The sequence below is a fragment of the Paenibacillus sp. Soil787 genome (assembly GCF_001429545.1).
Lineage (GTDB): Bacteria > Bacillota > Bacilli > Paenibacillales > NBRC-103111 > Paenibacillus_E.
Genome location: NZ_LMSP01000012.1, coordinates 308,193 through 333,614, shown reverse-complemented (window position 1 = coordinate 333,614; position 25,422 = coordinate 308,193). Strand labels below are relative to the sequence as shown.

At 41.4% G+C, this 25,422-nt stretch carries 30 protein-coding genes; all 30 read left to right on the top strand.

The annotated features are described in order from the left end of the window. The first annotated feature begins 23 nt into the window (after positions 1 to 23). The 30 genes from ASG93_RS14085 (at position 24) to tsf (ending at position 25,375) form a co-directional block, all read left to right on the top strand. Positions 24 to 1,463, top strand: a complete 1,440-nt coding sequence (locus ASG93_RS14085) for a flagellar hook-length control protein FliK (protein ID WP_056832904.1) — start codon at positions 24 to 26, stop codon at positions 1,461 to 1,463. A 35-nt stretch (positions 1,464 to 1,498) separates the two neighbouring features. After that, the gene (locus ASG93_RS14080; protein ID WP_056832902.1) at positions 1,499 to 1,942 is read left to right on the top strand and encodes a flagellar hook capping FlgD N-terminal domain-containing protein; all 444 of its coding nucleotides are present in this window, start codon (positions 1,499 to 1,501) and stop codon (positions 1,940 to 1,942) included. Continuing rightward, entirely contained in the window at positions 1,939 to 2,325 is a 387-nt protein-coding gene (locus tag ASG93_RS14075) for a TIGR02530 family flagellar biosynthesis protein (RefSeq protein WP_056832900.1), read from the top strand. Before ASG93_RS14080 ends, ASG93_RS14075 begins: the two co-directional genes overlap by 4 nt. Before the next feature lie 88 nt (positions 2,326 to 2,413). Next, complete coding sequence (gene flgG, locus ASG93_RS14070; protein WP_056832898.1) at positions 2,414 to 3,235, top strand: flagellar basal body rod protein FlgG; 822 nt, start codon at positions 2,414 to 2,416, stop codon at positions 3,233 to 3,235. A 61-nt stretch (positions 3,236 to 3,296) separates the two neighbouring features. After that, the gene (locus ASG93_RS14065) at positions 3,297 to 3,518 is read left to right on the top strand and encodes a flagellar FlbD family protein (RefSeq protein WP_029195364.1); all 222 of its coding nucleotides are present in this window, start codon (positions 3,297 to 3,299) and stop codon (positions 3,516 to 3,518) included. Next, complete coding sequence (locus ASG93_RS14060) at positions 3,519 to 4,004, top strand: flagellar basal body-associated FliL family protein (RefSeq protein ID WP_056832896.1); 486 nt, start codon at positions 3,519 to 3,521, stop codon at positions 4,002 to 4,004. It begins immediately after the preceding gene. Positions 4,005 to 4,039: 35 nt separating this feature from the next. Further along, positions 4,040 to 5,038 carry a flagellar motor switch protein FliM gene (gene fliM, locus ASG93_RS14055; protein WP_056832895.1) on the top strand — a complete coding sequence of 333 codons (999 nt, stop codon included), beginning with the start codon at positions 4,040 to 4,042 and terminating at the stop codon, positions 5,036 to 5,038. After that, entirely contained in the window at positions 5,028 to 6,317 is a 1,290-nt protein-coding gene (gene fliY, locus ASG93_RS14050) for a flagellar motor switch phosphatase FliY (RefSeq protein ID WP_056832893.1), read from the top strand. Before fliM ends, fliY begins: the two co-directional genes overlap by 11 nt. Positions 6,318 to 6,341: 24 nt before the next feature. Continuing rightward, on the top strand, positions 6,342 to 6,704 hold the full coding sequence (locus tag ASG93_RS14045) for a response regulator (RefSeq protein WP_029195368.1): 363 nt from the start codon (positions 6,342 to 6,344) through the stop codon (positions 6,702 to 6,704). A 48-nt stretch (positions 6,705 to 6,752) separates the two neighbouring features. After that, the gene (locus tag ASG93_RS14040) at positions 6,753 to 7,382 is read left to right on the top strand and encodes a flagellar biosynthetic protein FliO (RefSeq protein WP_063891868.1); all 630 of its coding nucleotides are present in this window, start codon (positions 6,753 to 6,755) and stop codon (positions 7,380 to 7,382) included. Further along, entirely contained in the window at positions 7,379 to 8,152 is a 774-nt protein-coding gene (gene fliP, locus ASG93_RS14035; protein ID WP_056832891.1) for a flagellar type III secretion system pore protein FliP, read from the top strand. Before ASG93_RS14040 ends, fliP begins: the two co-directional genes overlap by 4 nt. Before the next feature lie 25 nt (positions 8,153 to 8,177). Then, positions 8,178 to 8,447: a flagellar biosynthesis protein FliQ gene (gene fliQ, locus ASG93_RS14030; protein ID WP_056832889.1), complete on the top strand. Its 270-nt coding sequence runs from the start codon at positions 8,178 to 8,180 to the stop codon at positions 8,445 to 8,447. A gap of 12 nt (positions 8,448 to 8,459) precedes the next feature. Further along, entirely contained in the window at positions 8,460 to 9,260 is an 801-nt protein-coding gene (fliR, locus tag ASG93_RS14025; protein ID WP_056832888.1) for a flagellar biosynthetic protein FliR, read from the top strand. Positions 9,261 to 9,270: 10 nt separating this feature from the next. Beyond that, on the top strand, positions 9,271 to 10,365 hold the full coding sequence (gene flhB, locus ASG93_RS14020) for a flagellar biosynthesis protein FlhB (protein WP_056832885.1): 1,095 nt from the start codon (positions 9,271 to 9,273) through the stop codon (positions 10,363 to 10,365). Positions 10,366 to 10,386: 21 nt separating this feature from the next. Then, a complete protein-coding gene (flhA, locus tag ASG93_RS14015) occupies positions 10,387 to 12,420 on the top strand; it encodes a flagellar biosynthesis protein FlhA (protein WP_056832884.1) in 2,034 nt (677 codons plus the stop codon). After that, on the top strand, positions 12,417 to 13,727 hold the full coding sequence (flhF, locus tag ASG93_RS14010) for a flagellar biosynthesis protein FlhF (protein WP_056832882.1): 1,311 nt from the start codon (positions 12,417 to 12,419) through the stop codon (positions 13,725 to 13,727). The genes flhA and flhF overlap by 4 nt, the downstream gene beginning before the upstream one ends. After that, positions 13,724 to 14,593 (top strand): MinD/ParA family protein, encoded by an 870-nt coding sequence (locus ASG93_RS14005; RefSeq protein ID WP_056832880.1) that lies wholly within the window; start codon positions 13,724 to 13,726, stop codon positions 14,591 to 14,593. The genes flhF and ASG93_RS14005 overlap by 4 nt, the downstream gene beginning before the upstream one ends. A 49-nt stretch (positions 14,594 to 14,642) precedes the next feature. After that, entirely contained in the window at positions 14,643 to 15,746 is a 1,104-nt protein-coding gene (locus tag ASG93_RS14000; protein ID WP_156410891.1) for a protein-glutamate methylesterase/protein-glutamine glutaminase, read from the top strand. Positions 15,747 to 15,797: 51 nt separating this feature from the next. Next, positions 15,798 to 17,864, top strand: a complete 2,067-nt coding sequence (locus ASG93_RS13995) for a chemotaxis protein CheA (RefSeq protein WP_056832876.1) — start codon at positions 15,798 to 15,800, stop codon at positions 17,862 to 17,864. Between the two features lie 27 nt (positions 17,865 to 17,891). Further along, positions 17,892 to 18,353: a chemotaxis protein CheW gene (locus ASG93_RS13990; RefSeq protein ID WP_056832874.1), complete on the top strand. Its 462-nt coding sequence runs from the start codon at positions 17,892 to 17,894 to the stop codon at positions 18,351 to 18,353. A gap of 36 nt (positions 18,354 to 18,389) precedes the next feature. Next, a complete protein-coding gene (locus ASG93_RS13985) occupies positions 18,390 to 18,977 on the top strand; it encodes a chemotaxis protein CheC (protein ID WP_414858871.1) in 588 nt (195 codons plus the stop codon). Next, positions 18,974 to 19,468 carry a chemotaxis protein CheD gene (locus tag ASG93_RS13980; protein ID WP_056832870.1) on the top strand — a complete coding sequence of 165 codons (495 nt, stop codon included), beginning with the start codon at positions 18,974 to 18,976 and terminating at the stop codon, positions 19,466 to 19,468. The genes ASG93_RS13985 and ASG93_RS13980 overlap by 4 nt, the downstream gene beginning before the upstream one ends. Continuing rightward, complete coding sequence (locus ASG93_RS13975) at positions 19,468 to 19,902, top strand: hypothetical protein (protein ID WP_056832868.1); 435 nt, start codon at positions 19,468 to 19,470, stop codon at positions 19,900 to 19,902. Before ASG93_RS13980 ends, ASG93_RS13975 begins: the two co-directional genes overlap by 1 nt. A gap of 19 nt (positions 19,903 to 19,921) precedes the next feature. Further along, on the top strand, positions 19,922 to 20,710 hold the full coding sequence (locus ASG93_RS13970) for a FliA/WhiG family RNA polymerase sigma factor (protein WP_056832865.1): 789 nt from the start codon (positions 19,922 to 19,924) through the stop codon (positions 20,708 to 20,710). Positions 20,711 to 20,745: 35 nt separating this feature from the next. Then, on the top strand, positions 20,746 to 22,155 hold the full coding sequence (locus ASG93_RS13965) for a DUF342 domain-containing protein (protein WP_056832863.1): 1,410 nt from the start codon (positions 20,746 to 20,748) through the stop codon (positions 22,153 to 22,155). A 19-nt stretch (positions 22,156 to 22,174) separates the two neighbouring features. Next, positions 22,175 to 22,498: a hypothetical protein gene (locus ASG93_RS13960; RefSeq protein ID WP_056832861.1), complete on the top strand. Its 324-nt coding sequence runs from the start codon at positions 22,175 to 22,177 to the stop codon at positions 22,496 to 22,498. A 34-nt stretch (positions 22,499 to 22,532) separates the two neighbouring features. Next, positions 22,533 to 23,153, top strand: coding sequence for a hypothetical protein (locus ASG93_RS13955; protein ID WP_056832859.1), 621 nt, complete (start codon positions 22,533 to 22,535; stop codon positions 23,151 to 23,153). After that, positions 23,146 to 23,661, top strand: a complete 516-nt coding sequence (locus tag ASG93_RS13950) for a hypothetical protein (protein ID WP_056832857.1) — start codon at positions 23,146 to 23,148, stop codon at positions 23,659 to 23,661. Before ASG93_RS13955 ends, ASG93_RS13950 begins: the two co-directional genes overlap by 8 nt. Before the next feature lie 251 nt (positions 23,662 to 23,912). After that, the gene (rpsB, locus tag ASG93_RS13945; protein ID WP_029195233.1) at positions 23,913 to 24,611 is read left to right on the top strand and encodes a 30S ribosomal protein S2; all 699 of its coding nucleotides are present in this window, start codon (positions 23,913 to 23,915) and stop codon (positions 24,609 to 24,611) included. A 113-nt stretch (positions 24,612 to 24,724) separates the two neighbouring features. Further along, positions 24,725 to 25,375: a translation elongation factor Ts gene (tsf, locus tag ASG93_RS13940; RefSeq protein ID WP_056832855.1), complete on the top strand. Its 651-nt coding sequence runs from the start codon at positions 24,725 to 24,727 to the stop codon at positions 25,373 to 25,375. Positions 25,376 to 25,422: the final 47 nt, after the last annotated feature.

Sequence of the window (25,422 nt, the reverse complement as noted above, 5' to 3'; positions counted from 1 at the left end):
TTTCACGAAGGGAGGTGAAAAAAATGGACGTTCAAATGCCAACAGTACCTACAGGAAACAATGCTGCTTCAGCAGTAACAGGTAAAGCAAGTACGACTGAAACGGCAACTAAAGATACTTCTTTTAATCAAGTATTAGATGGTCAAATTGGACAAGAGAGTGCTTCTGGTGATGCCAATGCATCCGATTCAGCACTTTCTCTGAACATGCTGCTTCAAATGCTTCAAAGCTTGGTACTACCCCTTCAAGGTGCCGCTGTACAAGAGGGCGAACAAGGAACGGAAGATCAATCTCTGCCAGAGATGCTTTTGGAGGCAATGAACAGTAATCCTAAGCTAGCTGAACAATTATTACAAGATCAGAAGGTAAAGAAGTGGTTCGAAGACGCTGAGCAGTTGTTAAGTACACTTGGTGATTCACAATCTAATGCGGCTTTCACACTACCGAATGGATTGAATCTTCAACCAGCAGATACATTAAACTTGCAGGCTCAGAATACTTTGCTGACATTGACAACTTTGACTAAACAGCAGCCTGACAATCCTCTTTTGAAGTTTTTGAACCAGGACTTACTTAGCACGATTGAGCCTTTGCTTCCAGAGTTAATGGCGACATTGAAGGGATCAACATCAATAACTGATGCTGCAGCGAAAGTAACCAAGGCTTCTGAAGGTTTAGTAGAAGGAAGTAAAAGTGATACCACATCTGCTAACAGAGCTAGTCATGTTAAAAAGGTGAACAAGCTTGGTGTTGAGCAGAAGGTTGATGGAGATTCATTTACACTCATGCAACCAACTAAGTCAAAGCTTGAGCTTTTAGCAATAAGGAATGTACTCCACGCACCAGTTGTAGAGCCCACTACAGCGTCCGAAGAATCATTTGTAGACCTTGTTGATTTGCCGACTGAAGATGCTCCAACAACGAATTCCATCGTTACGATAGGTGATCTGCAGAAAGCGCAACAGGCTATTCCAGTTGATAAAGTGGCAACAACAACAATCAGTGCGGCGAATTTTACTGAAGAAATGACAGAGCATGTATTAAAGAACATGAAGATAACAATGGCTGGCGGTTTTTCTGAAGCTAAACTATCTTTATTCCCTAAAAATCTTGGTCATATTGATGTAAGAATTTCGATGCAGGATGGACAACTGGTAGCTCAATTTGCAGCTGATTCCTTAGCAGGTAAGCAGATGCTGGAAAGCCAGCTTCCACAGTTAAGACAAGCTCTTCAAACGCAAGGTTTGCAAGTTGAGAAGCTTGAGGTCACTCAAAATCAAAACATGCAATCCAGTATGTTCCAAGATCAACGGCAACAGCAAACGTTTAGTCAATCTCAGCGTCAAAGTAAAAATGCTTCTGGTAACTATGAGGAAGATTCAATTGATTTTAATCAAGAAATACAACATGTAGCTCAAATACGAACGATAGTTAATGGTAACTCCTTCGATGTTATTGCCTAAACAGCAATCTATATGAAGCAGTTGGAGGTGAAAGTGTGGCTACAAGCCCGATTTCAGGTAATGTTACGGATTTGATCAATGCAGGAAATAAAGCAAAATCGAAAGATAAAGACAACCAAACGTTAGGCAAAGATGATTTCCTTAAAATCTTGATTACACAACTTCAAAATCAAGATCCGACACAGCCTTTACAAGATAAAGAGTTTATTGCACAAATGGCTCAATTCACATCCGTAGAGCAACTGACCAATATGGCTGGTGAAATGAAGCTAATGCGTCAATCACTTGGTTTTGTTTCAGGATTAATCGGTAAATCAATCACATGGTCGGAGATTGACTCTTCTGGAGCATCGGTTGAAAAGTCTGGTGTTGTTGATTCCATCTCATTTAAAGAAGGAAATCAATACGCGAATGTGAAGGGAGTGGAAATTTCTCTGGACAAGCTCAAGAAAATTGAGAATGTTGGAGAAACCAAATGACAGAGAGAATATCCTTAGGGCAGCTTTATCCTAATGCGGTTTCTCCTGCGTCTACGAGACGAACACCTGTACAGCAGCCGGTAACCAAATCCGGTAATCCTACTTTTCAGAAACTTCTTCAGGAGCAACTTGTTCGTTTCAGTCATCATGCAGAGGTTAGACTCAAAGAGAGAGGCATTCAACTAAAGCCTGAACAATTGGATAAGCTTAGTACAGCCATCGATAAAGTAGCCGCTAAAGGTGCCAAGGATGCACTTATGATTTTAGGTGGAAATGCTTTAATTGTTAATGTTCCTAACCGAACTGTTGTAACGGCGCTTGATGGAAACGCCATGAATGAACATGTTTTTACGCAAATAGATAGTGCCATAATTATTTCTTAACCATCAGGCTCGACCGTGCAGGAAGCCTGGGGCTGTGGAGCGATTGAAGCAGCTCATTATATTTATATCCGATTAGGAGGCCTATTAGATGTTAAGATCTTTGTACTCAGGCGTTTCAGGTATGCGTGGTTTTCAAACGAAATTGGATGTTATTGGGAATAATATCGCGAACGTAAATACCATCGGATTCAAAGGCAGCCGTGTTATGTTTAAAGATATTCTAAGTCAAACTGTTGCAGGTGTTAGTGCTGCTGATGAGAATCGCGGTGGTGTGAATGCTCAGCAAGTAGGATTAGGTGTTAGTTTGGCTGCTATTGATACAGTACATACGGCTGGAAGCGCAATGACAACGAATGTCCCTACTGATTTGCGTGTTAACGGGGATGGATTCTTTGCAGTAGGTACAACCGAGCAGGTTGATGCGCCTTACTTGACAAGAGCAGGTAACTTTACTATAGATCCAACCAGAAACCTGGTAAATGCAGATGGGCTACATGTTATGGGAGCTGATGGTGCCGGTCCGATTGTGCTTCCAGATGACATTGTTTCATTCTCGATTGCACAAAATGGCGATATTATCGGTGTTAACAATACAGGAGCAACGGTTACTACAGGTCAGAAAGTTGGCGTCGTTAAAGTCATTAACCCTTCAGGTCTTGAGAAAATTGGCGGGAATTTGTATCGTATGACAGCGAATGCAAACCCAGAGGGTGCAATTGAAGTTGGGGCAGCAGGTAATCCAGAAACGGGAACTGGGACACTAATCTCAGGACAACTGGAAATGTCGAACGTTGACTTAACAGGTGAATTTACCGAAATGATTATTGCTCAACGTGGTTTCCAAGCAAATTCTAGGATTATCACGACCTCGGATGAAGTACTTCAAGAAGTCGTTAATCTGAAACATTAATTTTAAGTTGATGTGAAAGAGGGGAGCTAGTCTCCCCTTATCCTGATACAGGAGGAGAAACATGATTTCTCTCACTCGTTTAAACGGTAAAGCCATTATCTTGAATGCCATACTGATCGAACTTATTGAAGAGACGCCAGACACAATGATCACGTTGACGACAGGTAAGAAAATCACAGTACTCGAAAAGGCAGAGGTTGTGGTAAGCTTAGTGCGGACCTACATGCAGGAGATTGGCTCAGTACGAGCGACAATAAAGTCCAGGGATGCGGAGGGTTCGTAAGTGTTTAAGAACAAAATTTTTATACTCATTGTCTCCATACTAATTGCAATTACTCTGATTTTGACAGCTGCCTTTGTTTTGTGGAACTTTATGGAGAAAAACAATCAATCCAAAGACCCTACAGTGAAAGCTCAGGAAGCTGTTGCAAGTGTGAAGCCAACGAAAGCACCATCGGCTGAGGCTGTAAAGGGAAACACAGCGATTATTAAAGATATTTTGACCAACTTATCTGGCAGTCAGAATTTCATTAAAATCAGCTTGGCTTTTGAGTTAGAGAATTCGAAGACTAAAGCGGAATTTGATAATTTACTAGAATCTGCTGTTAAAGGCACAATTGTACAGGCGTTAGGGGATTTGACAAAGGAACAAATTGAAGGCAGTAAAGGTTCAGATGGATTAACTTCTACGTTAATGAACAAGCTTAACCCCTTGCTGCATGAGGGTAAAATCAAGCAAATATGGATAACCGATAAAGTACTTCAATAACTCGCTGTTGATTTTGCTTAAAGGAGGTGACTCGAATGGTTGATGTTCTATCGCAAAATGAGATCGATGCCTTGCTAGCTGCTCTGTCCTCAGGCGAAATGGATGCGGATGAACTTAAAAAAGAGGAAACGCAGAAGAAGGTAAGGGCCTATGACTTTAAGAGAGCCGTACGTTTCTCAAAGGATCATATTCGTAGCTTAACCCGGATTCACGAAAACTTTGCACGATTTTTAACAACGTATTTTTCTGCCCAGCTCCGTACGTTCGTACAGATCAGTGTTGTCCAGGTTGAACAACTGCCCTATGACGAATTTATTCGTTCGATCCCGAAAATGACCATTTTGAACATCTTTGAAGCGGAGCCTTTAGAGGGTCGAATGGTGCTTGAGGTTCATCCCAATGTCGCATTTGCTATGTTGGACCGTTTGTTGGGCGGTGCAGGCACGACCCCAACCAAAATTAATGCTTTAACTGAGATTGAAACGATTGTGATGGAACGTATTTTTAGCAGAGCATTCGATAGTTTACAAGAGGCGTGGAAGACTATCATTGATATTCAACCTCGTTTAGAGGCACTTGAAACAAATCCGCAGTTCATGCAGATTGTTTCACCCAATGAAACCATTGCATTAATATCACTTAGCACCAAAATCGGTGATACAACAGGGATGATCAACTTGTGTATCCCTCATGTTGTCATCGAACCCATTATGCCTCGACTTTCTGTGCATCATTGGTTTGTCTCCCAGAAGAAGACGAGAGCACCTGAAGAAGTGGAAGCACTTCAATCGCGCTTGGAAAAAACCAAGCTGCCACTCATTGCAGAATTGGGATCGTCTGAAATTTCCATACGTGATTTTCTTGGCTTAACGGCTGGCGATGTAATCCCGCTGCATAAATCCGTCGAAGATTCGCTTCAAGTCAAAGTGGGCGAGAAGCTGAAATATCTCGGAAGCCCCGGTACCTTAAAAGGGAAGATGGCTGTACAAATTACAGAAATCGTAAACGAAGGAGAAGAAGATTATGACGAATAACAGAGATTATTTGTCCCAGGAAGAGATCGATGCATTGTTGAGACAGTCTTCGGACGATAGTTCAGCCACTTCTTTTAACGGGCCTCCTATAGTTGAAGACTATTTATCTCCCCTAGAACAGGATGCACTTGGTGAAATTGGTAATATCACTTTCGGTAGTGCAGCCACAGCACTTTCGACATTGCTTGGAAAGAAAGTAGACATAACGACACCAAAGGTTTCTATTATTGGTAAAGAAGAATTGGGAGAGCAGTTTCCAAAACCTCATGTAGCCGTTCATGTGAATTATGTTGATGGTTTTGACGGTATTAATCTACTTGTCATTAAAACACGTGATGCTCAAGTCATTGCTGATTTAATGATGGGCGGTGATGGTACTGGCGGTGATGAAAATCTTAGTGAGATTCACATCAGTGCTGTACAAGAAGCCATGAATCAGATGATGGGATCTTCTGCTACGTCCATGTCTACTATCTTTAATCGATTTGTCAATATCTCTCCACCAGGAATCGACATATTAAATTTGTCGAAAGGAGAAGGAAATCTACCGGACGAGGACGTATTTATAAAGATATCGTTCCGACTTACCATTGGCGATCTTATTGATTCTAACATCATGCAATTATTACCTGTTCCATTCGCCAAAGAAATGGTATCGATTCTCATGGGTGGAGATTCTGACTCTTCAATGGAGGCTGCGCCTGCGGCTCAAGCACCTGCCCCTGCAGCACCATCACAAGTACCTACACAGGAAGCTCATACGCCGCCTATAGCAGCTCCAAGTCCCATTTACGAGCAGCCTATGTACCAACAACAGCAGCCAATGTATGAACAACCGATGTATCAACAGCCACCAATGGGGCAGCCGATGTATCCACCTCAACAGCCGATGTACCCGCCACAGCAACCCATGTATCAGCAGCCTCCGGCAGCTTATAGTGGGATGCCGAATCGGAATGTAAATGTTCAACCCGTACAATTTGGGAATTTACAATCGGGTTCGTTGGGACAGGCTGATGATACAAACCTTAATTTATTACTGGATATACCTCTTAAGGTGACGGTAGAATTAGGCAGAACGCACAAGGTAATTAAAGACATCTTAGAACTTTCCCAGGGATCGATCATTGAATTGGATAAGCTGGCAGGTGAGCCTGTAGATATCTTAGTAAATAATAAGTTGATTGCCAAAGGCGAAGTTGTCGTTATTGATGAAAATTTTGGGGTTCGTGTTACTGACATTGTAAACCAATGGGAACGAATTCAAAAGTTACAATAATTTAAATTTAGGGGGATTTTACTCATGGCTAACCGTATTCTTATTGTTGATGATGCTGCATTTATGAGAATGATGATTCGCGATATTTTATCTAAAAATGGGTATGAGGTTTGTGGAGAAGCGAATGATGGTGCTCAAGCTATCGAAAAATACAAGGAATTGAAACCAGATTTAATTACTATGGATATTACGATGCCTGAGATGGACGGTATTCAAGCATTGAAAGAAATTAAAAAAATCGAACCTACTGCAAAGGTCATTATGTGTTCCGCAATGGGGCAGCAAGCCATGGTTATTGACGCTATTCAAGCAGGGGCAAAAGACTTTATCGTGAAACCATTTCAAGCAGACCGTGTTATCGAAGCAATTAAAAAGACTCTAGGTTAAACCGTCAACGCTCGGTTGAGTCTTACATAAACCGAAAGGGTTGTGACTATGAGAAGACTCCAATCGAAACGACTGATTACTGTAATAATAAGCTTAGTCGCATTGTTATATACCAAATCCATGAGCTTTGCTGAAACAGAGCCGGGACAAGGTCTTCCAACATCGGAATTTCCGGCCACCGACACATTTAGTTCGTTTGGCATGATTGTTAAGGTCATATTCTTTCTCGTATTAATTATTCTCTTATTCTTTGTACTTATAAAGTACATAGCTAAGAAAAATAAAGGTACTATGTTCGGGAACTCAATACGTTCTTTAGGTGGGGTTCCCCTCGGACAAAACAAATCTATTCAGATTGTGGAAATTGGTCATTCGCTCTTCGTGGTTGGCGTCGGTGAGAACATTCAATTGTTGGATAAGATCAATGACGCCGATGAAGTTGCGTATATCTCGGAATTGCTTACTTCATCTCAGGATGATCGCGTAGGCTTTGGAGCAATAAGTAAGTGGATAAGCAAGCTTCCTGTTAGAAAGAAAGAGATCGAGGAAGAAGTAGAAATCACTTCATCCTTTCAACAAGTATTTCACGATAGGCTGCAGCGAGTATCAAACCGTAATAAAGATGCTCACGAATGGCTTTCTGATCAAAAACATACAGATCGGTTGAATGATGAATGAAAAGAAATAAATTAGTTCTTACGCTTCTGATTGTAATGATTTCAGTGTTCCTCTTATCACTGACAGCTTCTGCTGCTGAAACAGATCCAAACAATCCGATCCCTGGGTTAAATGTGAATATTGGGACTAGTGGCACTGCTGCTGGATCTTCTAACACAGTAACCTTACTGCTCTTATTAACCGTTTTAAGTCTTGCGCCATCTTTTCTTATTTTAATGACTAGTTTCACAAGAATTGTCATCGTGCTTGGTTTCGTTCGAACATCACTTGGAACCCAGCAGATGCCGCCTAATCAGGTTTTAATCGGACTAGCTCTGTTTTTAACCTTTTTTATTATGTCTCCAACATTGGGGGAGGTTAATCAGACTGCTCTGCAGCCTTATATGAAGGGTGAGATTAATCAGACCCAGGCTTTTGAGAAAGCATCCTTACCAATGAAGAAGTTTATGTTCAAACATACTCGTCAGAAGGATCTAAAGTTGTTCTTAGATTATACCAAAGCTAAGGCACCTACAGGCGTAGAAGATATACCGATTACTTCATTAGTTCCGGCATACGCAATAAGTGAACTGAAATCAGCTTTCCAGATGGGGTTCATGATTTTCATCCCGTTTCTGGTCATAGATATGGTTGTATCCAGTACCTTAATGGCAATGGGAATGATGATGTTACCGCCTGTTATGATTTCACTCCCTTTTAAAATTCTACTTTTCATACTTGTAGATGGTTGGTATCTTGTGGTGAGATCATTACTCCTAAGCTATGGTTAAGGATCAAGATATCGGAGGTTTCTAAATGGGCTCGGAATTTGTAATTCGGATTGCCGGTGAGGCTGTTTATACTGTGCTTAAAGCAAGTGCACCCATGCTTATTATGGGGCTTGTCGTTGGTCTGATCATAAGCATTTTTCAAGCAACGACACAGATTCAAGAACAAACCTTAGCGTTTGTTCCCAAAATTGTTGCGGTTCTGCTGTCTATCTTAATATTTGGACCTTGGATCATGAATACACTGGTTGACTTTACTTTTAATTTACTCAACAACCTTTACAAATTCGTTGGATAGGTTGTGAGCGATATGACATACTTTTTTCAAGCTATTCCTATCTTTCTGCTTATTTTTTGTCGAATTACATCGTTCTTTGTCGTAGTTCCTATTCTCTCTTCTAGAAATGTTCCGATGATGTTCAAAATCGGTCTTTCTGTATTCATCTCATTCATCATTTTTGCGACTATGGGGTTGGGTAAACCCTTTCCCATGGACGGTGAATACCTTCTATTGATCATTCGTGAAATGCTTGTTGGCGTTTTACTTGGTTTTCTCGCTTATATCTTTTTTACAGTTGTCCAGATTGCCGGCTCTTTTATGGATATGCAAATTGGCTTCAGTATGGCGAGTGTAATTGATCCTCTAACAGGGGCCTCAACCCCAATGTTAGGTAACCTTAAATATATGATTGCCGTGCTGCTTTTTCTTTCTTTTGATGGGCACCATTTTTTGATCAGAGCGATTATTGACAGCTACCGCTGGATACCGCTGGACAATCAACTGTTCGCACGCATCTATGATGGACAAATTTCGAATTTCTTGTTTCAATCGCTATCCAAAATGTTTTATCTCTCGTTCCAACTCGCTGCTCCTATTATAGCAGCCCTTTTTTTGACAGATTTAGGATTAGGACTCTTAACGAGGGTTGCTCCGCAATTCAATATTTTCGTTATCGGCGCACCTCTGAAAATGATTCTTGGTTTTTTTCTGCTAGTCATCCTTTTCCCGGAATTAATATCTCAATTTCAACATTTATTTGCAACGATTTTTGATTACATGGAGAAGTTGCTTCAACTGATTAGCGGAACACAGCAACCATCACCTAAGTAGGAGGTAAGCCGTGTCCCAAACATTTCGATTGAAGCTCGATTTACAATGGTTTGCTGGGGAAAAGACGGAATCTGCTACAGCAAAGAAAAGGCAAGATGCTCGTAAAAAGGGCCAAGTTGCGAAGAGCATGGACTTACCTGCGGCATTGATATTACTCTTTTCATTTCTATCGTTCCTCATGTTCGGTGGATATATGAAAGAGAAGATGGTAAACATTTTTCGCAACGTCTATGAGAATCAACTGACGATGGACATTACAGCCGCAAACGTTCAAGTATTATTCGTAGATTTAGTCCAACAAGGGTTAACCATCTTAGCTCCCATTTTTATCCTTGTTGTTTTAGTAGCTTTTATTGGAAATTATGCCCAAATTGGCTTTATGTTCATCGGCGATCCCCTGATGATGAAGTTTAACAAAATCAATCCGATCGAGGGTTTCAAACGCATTTTTTCGCTACGAACCGTCATGGATTTTCTTAAGTCGACAATGAAGATGTTGATTATTGGCTATGTCGTGTACACGACATTAATGGGTGAAAAAGCTAAACTACTAGGCCTTGGGCATGCTCCACTGGAGAGTACATTTTCATTTATTGCCTCCGTCACGCTAAAACTAGGGATCAAAATTGGAGCGATATTAATTGTCCTTGCCATTTTTGATTTCATTTATCAAAAGTATGAATATGAGAAAAGTCTCAAAATGTCCAAACAGGATATTAAAGATGAGTATAAGAAGAGTGAAGGGGATCCACTTATTAAAGGTAAGATCCGTGCGAAGCAGCGTCAAATGGCCATGCAGCGCATGATGCAAGAGGTTCCCAAAGCAGATGTAATTATTACCAATCCAACCCACTTTGCCGTTGCTTTGAAATATGATTCGAACAATATGCAAGCCCCGACTGTTATTGCTAAGGGCGCGGATTACGTTGCTTTAAAGATTAAAGAAGTTGCGAAGAAAAACGGTATTATGACAATGGAAAATAAACCGCTTGCTCGAGCGATCTTTGCACAGGTGGAAATTGGTGACTCTATTCCCGCTGAGCTGTTCCAGGCTGTCGCAGAAGTATTGGCTTATGTATATAAAGTAAAGGGCAAAACGAACTAATGAGGAGGGGGGTACAATCAGATGAAGATCAAGGATTTATTGGTTCTTATAGGTATTATCGGTATTGTATTAATGATGATTGTACCGGTTCCAATCCCTTTGCTGGATTTTCTATTAATTATTAATATATCGATTGCCTTAATGATTATTTTGGTTGCTATGAATACTAAAGAAGCTCTTCAGTTCTCGATCTTCCCTTCTTTACTTTTGATTACGACACTGTTTCGGTTAGCGTTAAACGTCTCCACAACGCGGAACATTTTGTCGCATGCAGAAGCAGGCGACGTGGTCAGAACTTTTGGTTCTTTCGTTGCTCAAGGCAATATCGTCGTGGGATTCGTCGTGTTTCTCATCCTTGTCTTGGTACAATTCATCGTAATTACCAAAGGTTCTGAGCGTGTTGCCGAGGTTGCAGCGAGATTTACACTCGATGCGATGCCGGGAAAACAAATGAGTATTGACGCAGATTTGAATGCAGGTTTAATCAACGAGGTCCAAGCTCGTGAACGTAGACAAAAGATTGAACGAGAAGCTGACTTCTACGGAGCTATGGATGGTGCAAGTAAGTTTGTTAAAGGGGATGCCATTGCCGGCATCATCATCCTTGTCATCAATTTGATCGGTGGCTTTATTATTGGGATGACGATGAAAGGGATGTCTTTTTCCAAAGCAATAGAAACATTCTCGATCCTAACCATTGGTGATGGACTTGTCAGCCAAATTCCTGCCCTGTTGATTTCAACTGCTGCGGGTATTATCGTAACACGGGCATCATCAGAAGGAAATTTAGGCCACGATATCACTAAACAGTTAACCGGACAACCTAAGCTTCTTTATATTGTTGCAGGTACTCTTATGGTGCTTAGCCTATTCACACCAATACATTGGTACACTACATTCCCGATAGCCGGATTGTTAATTTACGCTGCTTTTAAAATGCAAAAGAATTTGGAGCGCGAAGCGATCAAAGAAGAACAATTGGTTGAGGAGCAGCAAATTGAGGAAGTTCGTAGCCCTGAAAGTGTCATTTCCTTGTTACAAGTCGATCCCATTGAATTTGAATTCGGGTATGGTTTAATACCTCTTGCTGATACACAACAAGGTGGAGATTTACTAGATCGGATTATCTTGATTCGCCGACAATGTGCGCTTGAGCTTGGGGTTGTTGTACCCGTAATTCGTATTCGTGACAACATTCAACTACGGCCGAATGAGTATATCATCAAAATAAAAGGCAATACGGTTGCACGCGGCGAACTACTTCTTAATCACTACTTAGCCATGAGTCCTGGTATAGATGATGATTCGATAGCAGGTATAGAAACGACTGAGCCTGCCTTTGGATTGCCTGCTATATGGATAGATGAAGCGACCAAAGAAAGAGCGGAGCTATCTGGCTATACCGTCGTTGATCCTCCTTCTGTAGTGGCTACACATTTAACCGAAATTATTAAGAAACATACACATGAACTTCTGGGTCGTCAAGAAACGAAAGCACTTATTGAGAATGTACGTGAGTCTTATCCAGCACTTGTTGATGATCTTATTCCTTCCGTGTTGTCGGTAGGGGATGTACAGAAGGTATTGGCTAAGTTACTGCGTGAGAAAATTTCTGTACGTGACTTGGTAACGATATTAGAGACTCTAGCTGATTATGGCTCTTATACAAAGGATCCAGAAATACTGACTGAATATGTAAGACAATCACTATCTAGACAAATTACACAACAGTTTACTTCTTTAGGTGATTCTCTAAAAGTCATTACGGTTGGTCCTTCTGTGGAAAAGAAAATTGCCGATTCTGTTCAGCAATCTGACCAAGGAAGCTACTTGGCACTTGACCCATCCTCGTCACAAATTATTTATCATCGTGTCAGCGAGCAAGTTTCTAAATTGATACAATCCGGACAACAGCCTGTTATTTTAACCTCGCCAACGATTCGGATGTATTTAAGACAATTGCTTGAAAGAACATTGCAAGATATACCTGTATTATCCTACAGCGAATTAGAGCCTAGCGTTGAAATTCAGAGTATGGGGGTAGTCAATTTATGAGAGTAAAAAGATACGTTGTCGATTCCATGCCTGACGCTTTGCAAAAAATTCGCACGGATTTAGGCAAGGATGCAGTAATCCTCAATACCAAGGAAATTCGCACAGGGGGTTTTCTTGGTTTATTCGGTAAGAAAAAGATTGAAGTTATCGCTGCAATCGATGGCGCAACGAATTCAGGAGGGGCTGCTCAGCGGTTTACACCCCAACCTCAGACTCATCAGCCTCAACAGCAAAGAGTCATTAGTCAAGATCAACCTCCAAGAGCCCAATCGCAACTATCTGATTTTCCAGATGTTCCAGATGTGATCGCTCCTGTTTCGGCCAAAAAAGAACCAGTTACCGTAAGCGCAGGCGTTGAGACGCAAAAGAGTTTCGCTTCACAGCAGATTTACTCGCCGGTTTCGGTAAATGCGCCTAATAGAGGCATTCTCAAAGATGAGCACCTCATGGAGGAGCTCAAACAAATGAAGGACATGATGAGAAAGCTTACTCATGCGTCTGAGGAGTCAAATCTCCCTGAACCATTACAGAAGATTGAGCAACGATTAATTGACCAAGAAGTTGATCCTACGTTAGTTCATCAAATCATGGATGAAGTTGTGGCCGATTTTCAGCTTGCAGATGAGCCTATAACAGATGAGACAGCTCTTCAAGTCGTGCGATCCAAACTTGGGCCAGTGTTTCAATCTGATCGCTCCAAACAAATTTCACCCCAAACTCGCGTGGTACATTTCGTAGGTCCAACTGGAGTTGGAAAAACAACAACCATAGCAAAGTTAGCTGCGGAACAAGTGTTGAAGTATCAACGTAAGGTTGGTTTCATTACTTCAGACACTTATCGAATTGCGGCAATTGAACAGTTAAAAACATATGGAACAATCTTGAATGTACCCCTTGAAGTTGTTTTCTCACCACAGGATTTAGCGAAAGCATTTCACAATCTAGCAGAATGTGACGTCATTTTCATGGATACGGCTGGACGCAATTTTCGAAATGAAATGTATGTTTCGGAGCTTAACTCCTTGCTAAAGACACAAGGAAATAGTGAGACTATTCTAGTTTTGAGCTTAACTACAAAGTATCGGGACATGAGAGCAATTACAAACAATTTTAATAAGTTTAAGCTAGACAAAGTATTATTTACCAAAATGGATGAAACAGACACCTATGGTGCGATTGTAAATATTGTTCACGAGTTCTCATTGCAGCTTTCATATGTTACGAACGGTCAAAGTGTACCCGACGATATTACGGAAATGAATGAGTGGCAAATCATCGATTTGTTATTGGAGGAACCTAGAGCATGAAGGATCAAGCAGAAGGGTTGCGGAACCTGGTACAGTTACAGAATGACAAAGGCACAAAAGCAACCAGGATTATTACCGTGACTAGCGGAAAGGGAGGCGTAGGTAAATCAAATTTTACGCTTAACTTTGCTTTAACGCTTCAGTCCAAAGGTTATAAGGTTCTTGTCTTCGATGCAGATATTGGGCTTGCCAACATTGATGTGCTGATGGGGATTTCCTCCAAATACAATTTATATCACTTATTGAAAAAGGAAAAAACGATCTGGGAAATTATCCAGAAAGGCTACAATGATTTAGATTTCATAGCAGGTGGATCTGGCTTTAACGATTTACTTCGCTTAACCGATGAAGAATTGAATTACTTTGCCGAGCAAGTTATGCAGCTCAATGGGTATGTTGATTTTATCATTTTTGACACAGGGGCCGGATTGTCCAAAGAAACGCTGAAATTTATACTAGCAGCCGAAGAAGCATTTGTTGTAACAACACCTGAGCCTACTTCCATAACAGACGCTTATGCCATTATAAAAATGGTTAACTCAATGGGACATGATGTTTCTTTTAAACTTGTTATTAACCGTGTAACCGATGCAAAAGAAGGCAAGCACACGGCTGATAAAATTTCTTTAGTAGCTAAACAATTTCTGGATATCCATATCCCTACATTAGGATTCGTTGATGATGACGTGGCTGTATCCAAGGCGGTTAAAAAGCAAGTACCTTTTACTGTTGCTTTTCCGAATTCGGCTGCATCACGAAGTCTTCAAACATTAGTCGATAATTATATGAACGGTTATCGAGTAATTGACACACCTACATCCGGTGTCAAGGGCTTTTTAAATAAAATGATGAAACTTTTGAAATAGGATTTTCGCAAATCGTGTCGAATATGCTCATATGAGGGAGGGAAGCAGTTTGACACTATATAACATTCTTGTCGTAGACGACTCCGTCTTTATGCGAAAAATTATAAGCGATTTGATTTCAGATAATCCTCAGTACAAAGTAATAGGAACAGCCAAAAATGGTCAAGAAGCCATTGAACAAGTGAAGCTATTACGCCCCGATGCCGTTACGATGGATGTAGAAATGCCAATAATGAACGGCTTGGATGCTTTACAGCGAATCATGGCAGAACAACCAACGCCCGTCATTATGTTAAGTTCCTTAACTCAAGAGGGTGCTTCCGAAACGATTAAAGCGCTCGAGTGGGGAGCTGTCGACTTTATTCGAAAGCCGTCAGGTTCCATATCTCTCGACCTGTATAAAGTTAAACAACTTCTGCATGAGAAGCTGCATATGGCAGTTCGAACGAAGTTAAGGCCGGTTCCGAAACAGCCTGTGCCTCCGAGGGTTTATCAACCGTTAATAGCCAAGAGTGATGCCAGTTTGATGAAAGCACCCGATACTAAACTTGCTGCAAAGCCTGGTTCAACGCATTTCGATCATCTTGTAGCCATTGGTACTTCAACCGGAGGACCACGTGCCTTACATCAGGTGATCTCTCATATTCCTGCAGGTTTTCCTGCGCCGATCTTAATTGTTCAACATATGCCACCTAATTTCACCAAATCATTAGCCCAACGTCTGAATGATATTTCTCAGATACAGGTAGTCGAGGCTGCGGAAGGGGATGTGCTCCAAACGGCAACAGCTTATGTAGCACCGGGAGGATGGCACATGGTCATCTACAAGGATTCGGAGAAGACGTACAAAATTCGCTTGACCAAAGATGAACCCCGTTCTGGCCACCGTCCTTCAGTGGATGTCATGTTTGAGTCCTTGCTTGGTATGAGTGAGTTGAAGCGGCACATCGTCCTGATGACAGGTATGGGCAGCGATGGAGCCAAAGGCATGCTCTCACTAAAGCAAGCCGGTGTCTCAACGACCATTGCCGAATGCGAAGAAACTTGTGTCGTATACGGGATGCCTAGGGCTGCTGTAGAGATCCAAGCTGCGATGCATGTTCTGCCACAGCAGGATATTGCCAATCGATTAGCTCAATGCGTACTTAATTAAATGAAATTTAACAAACAGGTTACATAATGATTCTATTGGAGGTGTGTGGTTTTGGAACTTAGTCAATATTTATCCATGTTTATCGATGAATCGAAAGAGCATTTGCAATCTTTGAATGAGAACTTACTTAGTTTAGAAAGTAATCCTCAGGATATTAGTATTGTGCATAACATTTTCCGCTCTGCTCATACATTGAAAGGGATGTCTGCAACAATGGGCTTCGAGGATATCGCTGCCCTAACGCACGAGATGGAAAATGTGTTGGACTTGGTACGTAACAGTAAAATTGAAATGAACCCATTCATTTTTGATTGCATTTTCAAAAGTCTTGATTCATTGGAATCTATGGTCGAAGATATTATTCAGGGTGGTACAGGAAAAGCGGATGTTTCACCAATCGTCGCTGCTCTTCGTTCCATCGTGACAGGTGACTATAAAACCGCACAAGCTTCGGAAGTGGCAGTCGCGAAAGAACCAGCAAAAGGTATTGAAGTAGATGAGTTTCAATTTTCTATTCTTCAACAGTCCATTGATTCGGGTTTTCTTGTATTCTATATCGAAGTAAGCGTTAATGAGAATTGTGTCCTTAAGGCTGCAAGGGCCTACATGGTTTTCGATGCATTGGAGAGAATGGGGGAAATTGTAAAAGCGACACCATCCGTACAAGAAATCGAACAAGAGAAGTTTGATCGTTCTTTCTCCCTTTATTTTATTTCTAAGGTTGATCAAGGAACGTTAGAGAAAGAAATTTTGAACGTTTCCGAAATTCAATCAGCCGTCATTATTACAGTTGATTCAGAATCGCTTGCCGAATTATCCCGTCCTAGAACTGAAGTTGAGACAGCAAGACAAGAAATAGCTGCAGCGGTTGCAGAAGCGATCGCACCTGTTGTATCAGTCGAAACCGTACAAAATGCTGAGCCAGTAACAGTAGTTGCAAAACCAACGGCAGGTGGGGCTCCTGTTGCAAGTCGTACCATTCGGGTTGATATCGAACGCTTAGATGCGCTTATGAATCTGTTCAGCGAACTATTAATTGATCGAGTACGTTTAGAACAGCTTGCTAGTGAGGTCAAACGTAATGATCTGACTGAAACAGTTGAACATATGTCTAGAGTCAGCAGTGATTTGCAAAATATTGTATTGAAGCTTCGAATGGTTCCTGTGGATTCTGTATTCAATCGCTTCCCACGGATGATAAGGGACTTGGCTAAATCGCTTGATAAGAAAGTAGATTTGGTTATTACAGGTGCAGAAACGGAATTAGACCGGACCGTTATTGATGAAATCGGTGACCCTTTAGTACATTTGCTGCGTAATGCTGTGGATCATGGTATTGAGTCAATTAGCGATCGATTGGCTGCTGGCAAAAGTGAGCACGGTACCATTCAACTGCGTGCTTTCCATAGTGGGAATCATGTCTTTATAGAAATTGAAGAAGATGGTAGAGGGATTTATAGAGAAAAAGTTTTGAAGACTGCACTGAAGAATGGCCTAGTAACAGCTGAACAAGCAGCTAAGCTAAGTGATCTGGAAGTATACAACTTGTTGTTCGCATCCGGTTTTAGTACGGCTGAGAAAATTTCTGATATTTCTGGACGTGGCGTTGGTCTTGACGTTGTGAAGACGAAGATTCAGATGTTGGGTGGACATGTTCAAGTTGATTCCAAACCAGGGTTTGGAAGTAAATTCTCTGTCCAATTACCACTGACGTTGTCTATTATTTCTGCCATGCTTGTGCGTCTTGGTAGTGAAAAATATGCGATACCGTTATCGTCCATTGTTGAAACCTCGGCTATTCAGAAGACACAGATTCGCAACATTCACGGTAACAAAATGGTGGAGTATCGTAATTCTGTTATTCCTCTTGTATCGCTCAGTACGTTGTTTGATGTGCCAGATTTCAATGAGGATCTTGAAGAAGAGACCGAAATTGTTGTTGTACGCAAAGGGGACAAACAAGTTGCCTTGATGGTAGACGAATTTATTGGTCAACAAGAAATCGTTCTCAAAACATTAGGTAAATATTTATCCGGACTATTTGCAATATCCGGTGCAACGATTCTAGGAGATGGACAAGTCGCATTGATCATTGATCCGAATGCATTGATTAAATAATTACATACTTTTAGGGAGGGTTTCACAATGGGAGAAGAGAAAAAGGTAATCGTCTTCGCACTTGGAACGGAAGAGTACGGCGTAGAAGTTGAGAAAGTTAGAACGATCGAAAGAATGCAGCCAATGACGCGCGTACCTAAAGCACCGGCATTTATTAAAGGCGTTATTAATCTTCGGGGTGTGGTTATCCCTATTATTGATCTTCGCTCAAGATTCGGACTTGAAGAGCAAGCTTATTCAGATGCTACTCGTATTATCATTGTATCTGCCGGTGACTTTGAAGTGGGTCTCATCGTAGATTCTGCGAATGATGTTATCGATCTGGACACGGACAATATTGATAATCCACCAGAAATTGTTGGCGGCATCAAAGCCAAGTATCTGGATGGTATAGCACGTGTCGGTGAACAAAGATTGCTTGTTTTGCTGAATTTAGAACAAGTATTGGATCGCGATGAACTGCAACAGTTAGAAAGAATAGAGGAATAGCTTGTGGATGTGTTTAGCCGTTTAGAAGACTTTCAAATGGACGTTCTCAAAGAAGTAGGTAACATAGGTGCGGGGCATGCAGCTACCGCCCTATCTACTTTGCTGGATAAGCCGATTGATATGCTTGTTCCAAAGGTTAGAATGCTTCCTTTTGAAGAAATCTGTGAAAGTGTTGGCGGAGCAGAGACGGTAGTTCTTGCTATCTTCTTACGAGTAGATGGAGACGCGCCTGGAAATATGTTTTTTATTCTTGATTTAGATGCTGCCAAAAATATGCTAAGGGACTTGATTGGGTTAAATATCGAAAATCAAGAAGAGTATTCAGAACTGGAATTATCTGCTTTGAATGAAATCGGCAATATTCTAGCCGGTTCTTATTTATCCTCTCTTGCTGATTTTACGAATTTGAATATGCAGCCTACTGTCCCTGCGTTAGCCATTGATATGGCTGGTGCCATTTTAAGCTATGGATTATTGCAATTTGGCCAAATGGGAGATCAAGCACTTCTCATTGATACCAAGTTTATGGAAGGGAAAAATGAAGTACAAGGGCATTTCTTCTTAATTCCTGATCCGGAATCGTTTGGCAAAATATTTTCGGCATTAGGGGTAGAGTCTCCATGACGTTAGATAATTTAATTAAAGTAGGGATGGCTGACCTGAATGTTGCTCACCAGACAGGTGTATTGAAGACAACAGGGCTGGGTTCGTGTGTGGGTGTAACCTTATATGATAGCCGCGTAAAAGTGGCAGGTATGGCTCATGTGATGCTGCCTTCGTCCGAGATAGCTCGTGAAGGCTCGCTGAACATTGCTAAATACGCGGATACGGCTATTCCTGAGTTAATTTCCAGAATGGAAAAGCTCGGAGCTGCAGTGAATAGGCTAGAAGCTAAGCTTGTTGGCGGTGCTCAAATGTTTGCATTTGCGGGGAATAATGATACGATGAGAATTGGTCCGAGAAATGTAGAATCTTGTAAGGAAATGTTGAATAAATACAAAATTCCGATTCGTGCTGAGGATACCGGAGCTAATTACGGTCGAACGATAGAATTCCATAGTGAAACCGGCATCCTGGTTATTCGAAGTGTCCAATTAGGAGTAAAGGAAATTTAATGATGATTGGAACCATGCGAATTAATGTCATCGTAGCGTCATTGGCTGGCTTATTTACATTTGCCTTATCGATCGGCAATAATATATTTCTTTCTACTTGTCTTAAAAGTGCATACAGCTTTCTTATTTTATTCGTACTGACATTTGGTTTTAGATGGGTGTTGGGTGTAATGATAGGAGCTGAACATGCAGCGAGCGGAGCATCTACTGTGAATCCTGCAACGGAATCGTCCGTTGGTCAATCATTGGATTTGACTACACCAGATGAGGATGAGGAAACACGGGAGATGATGAAGGCTAACCTGGGCAGCAATAACTCTTTACTCTCAAAGGAAATGCAATTTTCACCACTGAATCCACCTAAGCTAGTCACCAAGAATAATTTGGACCCTGAACAACTGGCGGGTGCCTTAAGGCGAATGTCTGAAGACTAAGGATGGTGAAACGTAAATCATGATCGAACAAAAGCAATCACAACTAGTCAACATCGAGTTATGGAAGCAATGGAAGGAGCAGGGCTGGGTTCCCGCTAAGCAGTCGCTTATCGAGAGTTACTTGCCCTTAGTCGATTATGTTTCCGGACGTATGGCAATTGGGCTTCCCAAAAGTGTTTCGAGAGAGGATCTATCGAGCTTTGGTGTGATGGGCCTTATCGATGCCGTAGAGAAATTTGACTACTCGCGCGGACTGCAATTCGAAACTTATGCTTCTTGGAGAATTCGCGGTTCTATTATTGATGGACTTCGGCAAGGGGATTGGGTACCTCGCTCTGTGAGAGAAAAGGCCAAGAAGGTTGAGGATGCTTACCAGAAGCTAGAGCAGCAGTATCTACGATCCGTTACGGATGCTGAAATTAGCAACTATTTACAAATTAGTGAGCAAGATTTTCAGCAGATGCTTCAGGATATTTCGATTACAACTGTTTGTTCGATTGATGATCCCATCCGTGAGGAAGATTCGGAAACACGTCTTTCCTTACTTGTTGACGAAAAGGCAAAGAACCCGGAGTTTCAGGTTAATGAGTTTTATTTGAAGGAGTCATTGGCGAAGGCTATTGAACGATTAACGGAGAAAGAGAGAACGGTTGTCTCGTTATTCTATTTCGAAGAGCTCTCCTTAAGTGAAATTGCTGAGGTTATGCGCTTGTCACCTTCTCGTATTTCACAATTACATTCGAAAGCAATTCTTCGGCTTAAAGGCGTACTAGGCCGATTTAAGACGCAATTATTTCAAGATACATAACATACAATCAGAAGGTCATGAAAGGTGGTTTGTCTATGCTTGAGAGGAACATGCCTTTGGATTTCTACATAAGTATTTCCATCTCGGATGACAAATTAACAGCTTATTTGTTAATTAACAATGCTGAAGACGATTTTAAAGTAACAGCAGGTCAATTGGAAGAGTTAGTTCAAACGAATCACATCGTTAACGGTGTAAATCGACCTTTACTTGCTCAAATTGCTGCAAATCCGAAACCTTTTTATCATCAAAAAGTTGCAATTGCAGCGGGAACGAAGGCAATAGAAGGCCAGAGCGGCTATATTAAATTTATTTTTGATTTTGATGAGGATGACAAAAAACCACTAGAGCTGGATGACGGCAGGGTAAATTATAAGGAAGTTGTATCGCTTCATAATGTTAGAAAAGGACAGCTTATCGGACAGCGTTTTCTGGCAACGGAAGGCACACCGGGAAGAGCGGTTACAGGTGAGACCCTTTTTACTAAAGCGGGGAAAGAAGCGAGATTCAAATTAGGTAAGAATGTAGTTACAGACGCTGAACAAATGGGCCTTTATTCTACCATTGATGGCATGGTGGTAAGAACAGATCGTGACAAAATTAATGTGTTTCCTGTCTATGAAGTGAATGGAAATGTTGATTATAATATTGGGAATATTGATTTTATCGGTACAGTGGTTATTCGAGGAAATGTTCTTCCTGGTTTTAAAATCCGTGCAGCTGGGGATATACGTATCACTGGTGGCGTGGAAGCCGCAGAACTTGAAGCCGAAGGTTCTATTGATATTAGTGCAGGCATTGTTGGACAGAATAAAGCACATGTCAAAGCAGGTAAGAATGTAAAAAGTTCCTTCATTCAAGATGCTATTGTTGAAGTCGCAGGAGAATTAATGGTTTCTCAGAGTATTATGCACTCAACGATTAGAGCAGGCAAGGCTGTAAATTGTAGTGGTTCCAAAGGACTCATAGTTGGAGGGACCATACAAGCTGGGGAGCGTGTTACTGCTAGAACGATTGGGAATTCGATGTCGACTGCTACAGTTGTTGAAGTTGGTGTTCTTCCAGAGCTTCGTAATGAAATGATTGACTTACGCAACCAATTAAGAGTATACATGGAAAATATGGATAAAACGGATAAAGCGCTCACGCTTTTGAATCAATTAGCTGCAGCAGGTCAACTAGGACCGGAAAAAGTGGCTATGCGAATCAAGTTGACGCATACGAAAAAGCAAGCTTTAGAAGAGCAAAATACGATCAAAGAACGTATTCTAGAGATTGAGAAATCGTTAGAAGACTCCGAAAAAGCGAAAGTAGAAGTATTGTCTACTATGTACGGGGGAACGAAGATTGTCATTGGCCGGTATACGAAATTTGTCAAAGATCCAACAAGCCGTATGACATTCCGTTTAAGTGAAGGCGATATTTCGATGAGTGCTTATGTGTGAGTGAAGGAGATGGTAAGCGATGAGTTTTAAAGCCATCGATTTACAGTTCGCTGTACACAAAAATGATGAAGCGGGCATCCGCCAAAATCAGCTTATGCAAAAACCACGACAGGACGAAACGATCTTGGAGAATCAAGCTGCCCAAATAACGGAGAAGGATCGCCATCGCAGCAGCAAGCTTGAAGAGAGCGTTCGCCCAGATCTCAAGGATCATGGCGACCAGCGTCAGCAGTCTAATAAAGGTAAGGCTAAGAACAAAGGGAAGACAGATTCGGCTTCCTCTGAAGGCAGCCATCAGCCAGATCATCCGTATAAAGGGCATCATATTGATTTATCCTTATAACTAGTTATCTCACATATAGAAAAAGGTGATCCCTATGGCTATGCAGCCGTGGATGTATGTCGTACTTCTAGGTCTTATCTTGATTGTCTATGCGCGTTTCCTGCCTAAAGAACAAGCGGCACCGTCCATTAAGACGAACGTAGTCCAAGAGATCGAGGAAACCATCGAGCATTTCGCTGCGGAGATGGATGAACAGAATCAAACGCTGCTCAATCTGTTCTCCAAAACGAAACAAGATTACGAGATAGAGCTTGCTAAGCTTGCAGGCAGACTGGAATCATTGGAGAAGCAAAAGCATGAACTGTCGCAGGAATTAACGAAAGTGCATGTCAATCATCAAACGAATCATAGAACAAATTCGGCAGCTGACGTGCTTTCTGATGTTCAGCCTGCTGTTATCTCGGGAATACCTGCTGATAATTCAGCCTATTCTGTTCAAGTCACTTCTTCTGAGCTTGTGGCACCTGCTAAAGAATCGGTGGTGGAAGAACCCATCTATACTGGATTGAGTATGAAGAGCAGATACCAAGAGCTTTTTTCATTGCATGATCAAGGAAAAGGCGTCGAAGCTATTGCTAAGAAGCTAGGGATGAATAAAGGCGAGGTCAGTCTAATCCTTCAATTATCCAGACAGGAGGAGAAGGCTCGTGTTTAAAAATAGGTCGTACGTTTTTGGAATTGGGACTGGAATTATTATAGGAGCCTTACTTCTGCAAATTATGTCCGTACGGGCTAGTGCACCTGGTCAAACGGGAATAACATTGGATGAAATGGATCCTCAGAAGTTAAGGGGCGAAGCTGCGAAATACTACCAAGTATTTGATAAGAATACAAAAGTATTTACGCAAACGGAGCTCGATGCAGCCGTATTGAAAAAGGTCAAAGAGGAAACAGACAAAATGGCGGCAGCTAAACCTCAGGAACAACCCAAAGCAAATACACCTGAAGTTGCTCCGAAAATAGTTATTTATGTACAGCCAAATCTTGATGCCACAGCTGTCAGTGAACTTCTCGTGAAATCTGGCATTATTACAGATCGTAAAGCTTTCGTTACGGAGCTTGATAAACAAGGTGGCAACACCAAAATTCAAATCGGTTACCATGTTTTTGAAGGAGTTACGGATATCCCCAAACTCGTAACCAATTTAATGACAGCTCAATAGATAGTCCGACAAATGGATCTTTATTTATGAGGTCTGTTTTTGTTGTTTCTACACATATGCGTGCCAGTTGTAGGGCAAAATGACTATCATGACAAAAGGTTGCATAGGCATTTCAGTTGTGGTATATTTATTCACGGTGTTAAAAACTCACGCCCGTCAATTTGCATAATGGTGCTTACTTCGGTAAGTTTTATGCAAAGATGCGACAGGCGGCGGATACCAAATAAACCATTTTAGAGGAGGGATTGGGGATGGCAGTTATCTCCATGAAACAGCTTTTAGAAGCTGGCGTACATTTCGGTCACCAAACACGTCGTTGGAACCCGAAAATGGACAAATACATCTTTACAGAAAGAAACGGTATTTACATTATCGATCTACAAAAAACGGTTAAAAAAGTTGAGGAAGCTTACAACTTTGTTAAATCCGTTTCTGAAGATAATGGTACGATTCTTTTCGTAGGAACGAAAAAACAAGCACAAGATTCCGTTGCTGAAGAAGCAGAACGTTGCGGAATGTACTTCATCAACCAACGTTGGTTGGGTGGTACGCTAACTAACTTCCAAACAATTCAAAAACGTATTGACCGTTTGAAAACTCTTGAAAGATGGGAAGAGGACGGTACTTTCGAAGTTCTTCCTAAGAAAGAAGTTATCATTCTCCGTAAAGAGAAAGATCGTCTTGAGAAATTCTTGGGCGGAATCAAGAACATGAAAGGTCTGCCTAGTGCACTTTTCATTATCGACCCACGCAAAGAGCGTATTGCTGTTGCGGAAGCTCGCAAATTGGGTATCCCAATCGTTGGTATCGTTGATACAAACTGCGATCCGGACGAAATTGATTACGTGATTCCAGGTAACGACGATGCGATTCGTGCGGTTAAATTATTAACAGCTAAAATTGCTGATGCAGTTATCGAAGCACACCAAGGCGAGCAAACAACAGCTTAATCCATAGGAATGTGAAAAGGGTGGTTGGAAGGTGTAACAGCCTGTCACCACCCTTTTTTTAAAGAATCAATAGGTATTACATACCAATAACAACTATCGGGAGGTTTCTTTCAATGGCAGTTACAGCAGCACAAGTGAAAGAATTACGTGAAAAAACAGGCGCAGGAATGTTGGATTGCAAGAAAGCGCTTGAAGAAGCAAGTGGCGATATCGTTAAAGCGGGCGAATTGCTTCGCGAGAAAGGTCTTTCTGCTGCAGCTAACAAAGCAGGCCGTATTGCTACAGAAGGCGCAGTAGAATCTTACATTCACGCTGGCGGTAAAGTAGGCGTTCTTGTTGAGATCAACTGTGAAACTGACTTCGTTGGTAAAACAGAGCAATTCCGTACTTTCTGCAGAGACATCGCAATGCATATCGCTGCGGCAAACCCGACTTATGTACGTCGCGAAGAAGTACCTACTGAAGCTTTGGAGAAAGAAAAAGAAATTCTTCGTAACCAAGCTTTGAATGAAGGTAAACCAGAGAAAATCATTGATAAAATGGTTGAAGGTCGAATTGGTAAATACTACGAAGAGTTCTGCTTGATGGAGCAACAATTCGTTAAAGATCCAGACAAAACAATTGACCAATTGCTGAATGAGAAAATCGCTGCAATCGGTGAGAACATCTCCATTCGTCGTTTCGTACGTTTCGGCCTTGGTGAAGGTCTTGAGAAAAAACAAGAGAACTTTGCGGAAGAAGTTATGTCCCAAGTTAAACTATAATAGGCATTTAAAAAAGTTGGAACACTTGGTGTTCCTTCTTTTTTAGC

Excerpts from the sequence above, each read along its gene's own strand:
- ASG93_RS13975 (WP_056832868.1), top strand. The coding sequence starts at position 19,468 with ATGATGATTGGAACCATGCGAATTAATGTCATCGTAGCGTCATTGGCT.
- fliM (WP_056832895.1), top strand. The coding sequence starts at position 4,040 with ATGGTTGATGTTCTATCGCAAAATGAGATCGATGCCTTGCTAGCTGCT.
- ASG93_RS13955 (WP_056832859.1), top strand. The coding sequence starts at position 22,533 with ATGGCTATGCAGCCGTGGATGTATGTCGTACTTCTAGGTCTTATCTTG.
- ASG93_RS14065 (WP_029195364.1), top strand. The coding sequence starts at position 3,297 with ATGATTTCTCTCACTCGTTTAAACGGTAAAGCCATTATCTTGAATGCC.
- ASG93_RS13990 (WP_056832874.1), top strand. The coding sequence starts at position 17,892 with ATGGGAGAAGAGAAAAAGGTAATCGTCTTCGCACTTGGAACGGAAGAG.
- ASG93_RS13960 (WP_056832861.1), top strand. The coding sequence starts at position 22,175 with ATGAGTTTTAAAGCCATCGATTTACAGTTCGCTGTACACAAAAATGAT.
- fliY (WP_056832893.1), top strand. The coding sequence starts at position 5,028 with ATGACGAATAACAGAGATTATTTGTCCCAGGAAGAGATCGATGCATTG.
- fliP (WP_056832891.1), top strand. The coding sequence starts at position 7,379 with ATGAAAAGAAATAAATTAGTTCTTACGCTTCTGATTGTAATGATTTCA.
- flhF (WP_056832882.1), top strand. The coding sequence starts at position 12,417 with ATGAGAGTAAAAAGATACGTTGTCGATTCCATGCCTGACGCTTTGCAA.
- ASG93_RS13965 (WP_056832863.1), top strand. The coding sequence starts at position 20,746 with ATGCTTGAGAGGAACATGCCTTTGGATTTCTACATAAGTATTTCCATC.
- ASG93_RS14075 (WP_056832900.1), top strand. The coding sequence starts at position 1,939 with ATGACAGAGAGAATATCCTTAGGGCAGCTTTATCCTAATGCGGTTTCT.
- flgG (WP_056832898.1), top strand. The coding sequence starts at position 2,414 with ATGTTAAGATCTTTGTACTCAGGCGTTTCAGGTATGCGTGGTTTTCAA.
- flhA (WP_056832884.1), top strand. The coding sequence starts at position 10,387 with ATGAAGATCAAGGATTTATTGGTTCTTATAGGTATTATCGGTATTGTA.
- fliR (WP_056832888.1), top strand. The coding sequence starts at position 8,460 with ATGACATACTTTTTTCAAGCTATTCCTATCTTTCTGCTTATTTTTTGT.
- ASG93_RS14085 (WP_056832904.1), top strand. The coding sequence starts at position 24 with ATGGACGTTCAAATGCCAACAGTACCTACAGGAAACAATGCTGCTTCA.
- ASG93_RS13970 (WP_056832865.1), top strand. The coding sequence starts at position 19,922 with ATGATCGAACAAAAGCAATCACAACTAGTCAACATCGAGTTATGGAAG.
- ASG93_RS13980 (WP_056832870.1), top strand. The coding sequence starts at position 18,974 with ATGACGTTAGATAATTTAATTAAAGTAGGGATGGCTGACCTGAATGTT.
- rpsB (WP_029195233.1), top strand. The coding sequence starts at position 23,913 with ATGGCAGTTATCTCCATGAAACAGCTTTTAGAAGCTGGCGTACATTTC.
- tsf (WP_056832855.1), top strand. The coding sequence starts at position 24,725 with ATGGCAGTTACAGCAGCACAAGTGAAAGAATTACGTGAAAAAACAGGC.
- ASG93_RS13985 (WP_414858871.1), top strand. The coding sequence starts at position 18,390 with ATGGACGTTCTCAAAGAAGTAGGTAACATAGGTGCGGGGCATGCAGCT.
- ASG93_RS14045 (WP_029195368.1), top strand. The coding sequence starts at position 6,342 with ATGGCTAACCGTATTCTTATTGTTGATGATGCTGCATTTATGAGAATG.
- ASG93_RS14005 (WP_056832880.1), top strand. The coding sequence starts at position 13,724 with ATGAAGGATCAAGCAGAAGGGTTGCGGAACCTGGTACAGTTACAGAAT.
- ASG93_RS14040 (WP_063891868.1), top strand. The coding sequence starts at position 6,753 with ATGAGAAGACTCCAATCGAAACGACTGATTACTGTAATAATAAGCTTA.
- fliQ (WP_056832889.1), top strand. The coding sequence starts at position 8,178 with ATGGGCTCGGAATTTGTAATTCGGATTGCCGGTGAGGCTGTTTATACT.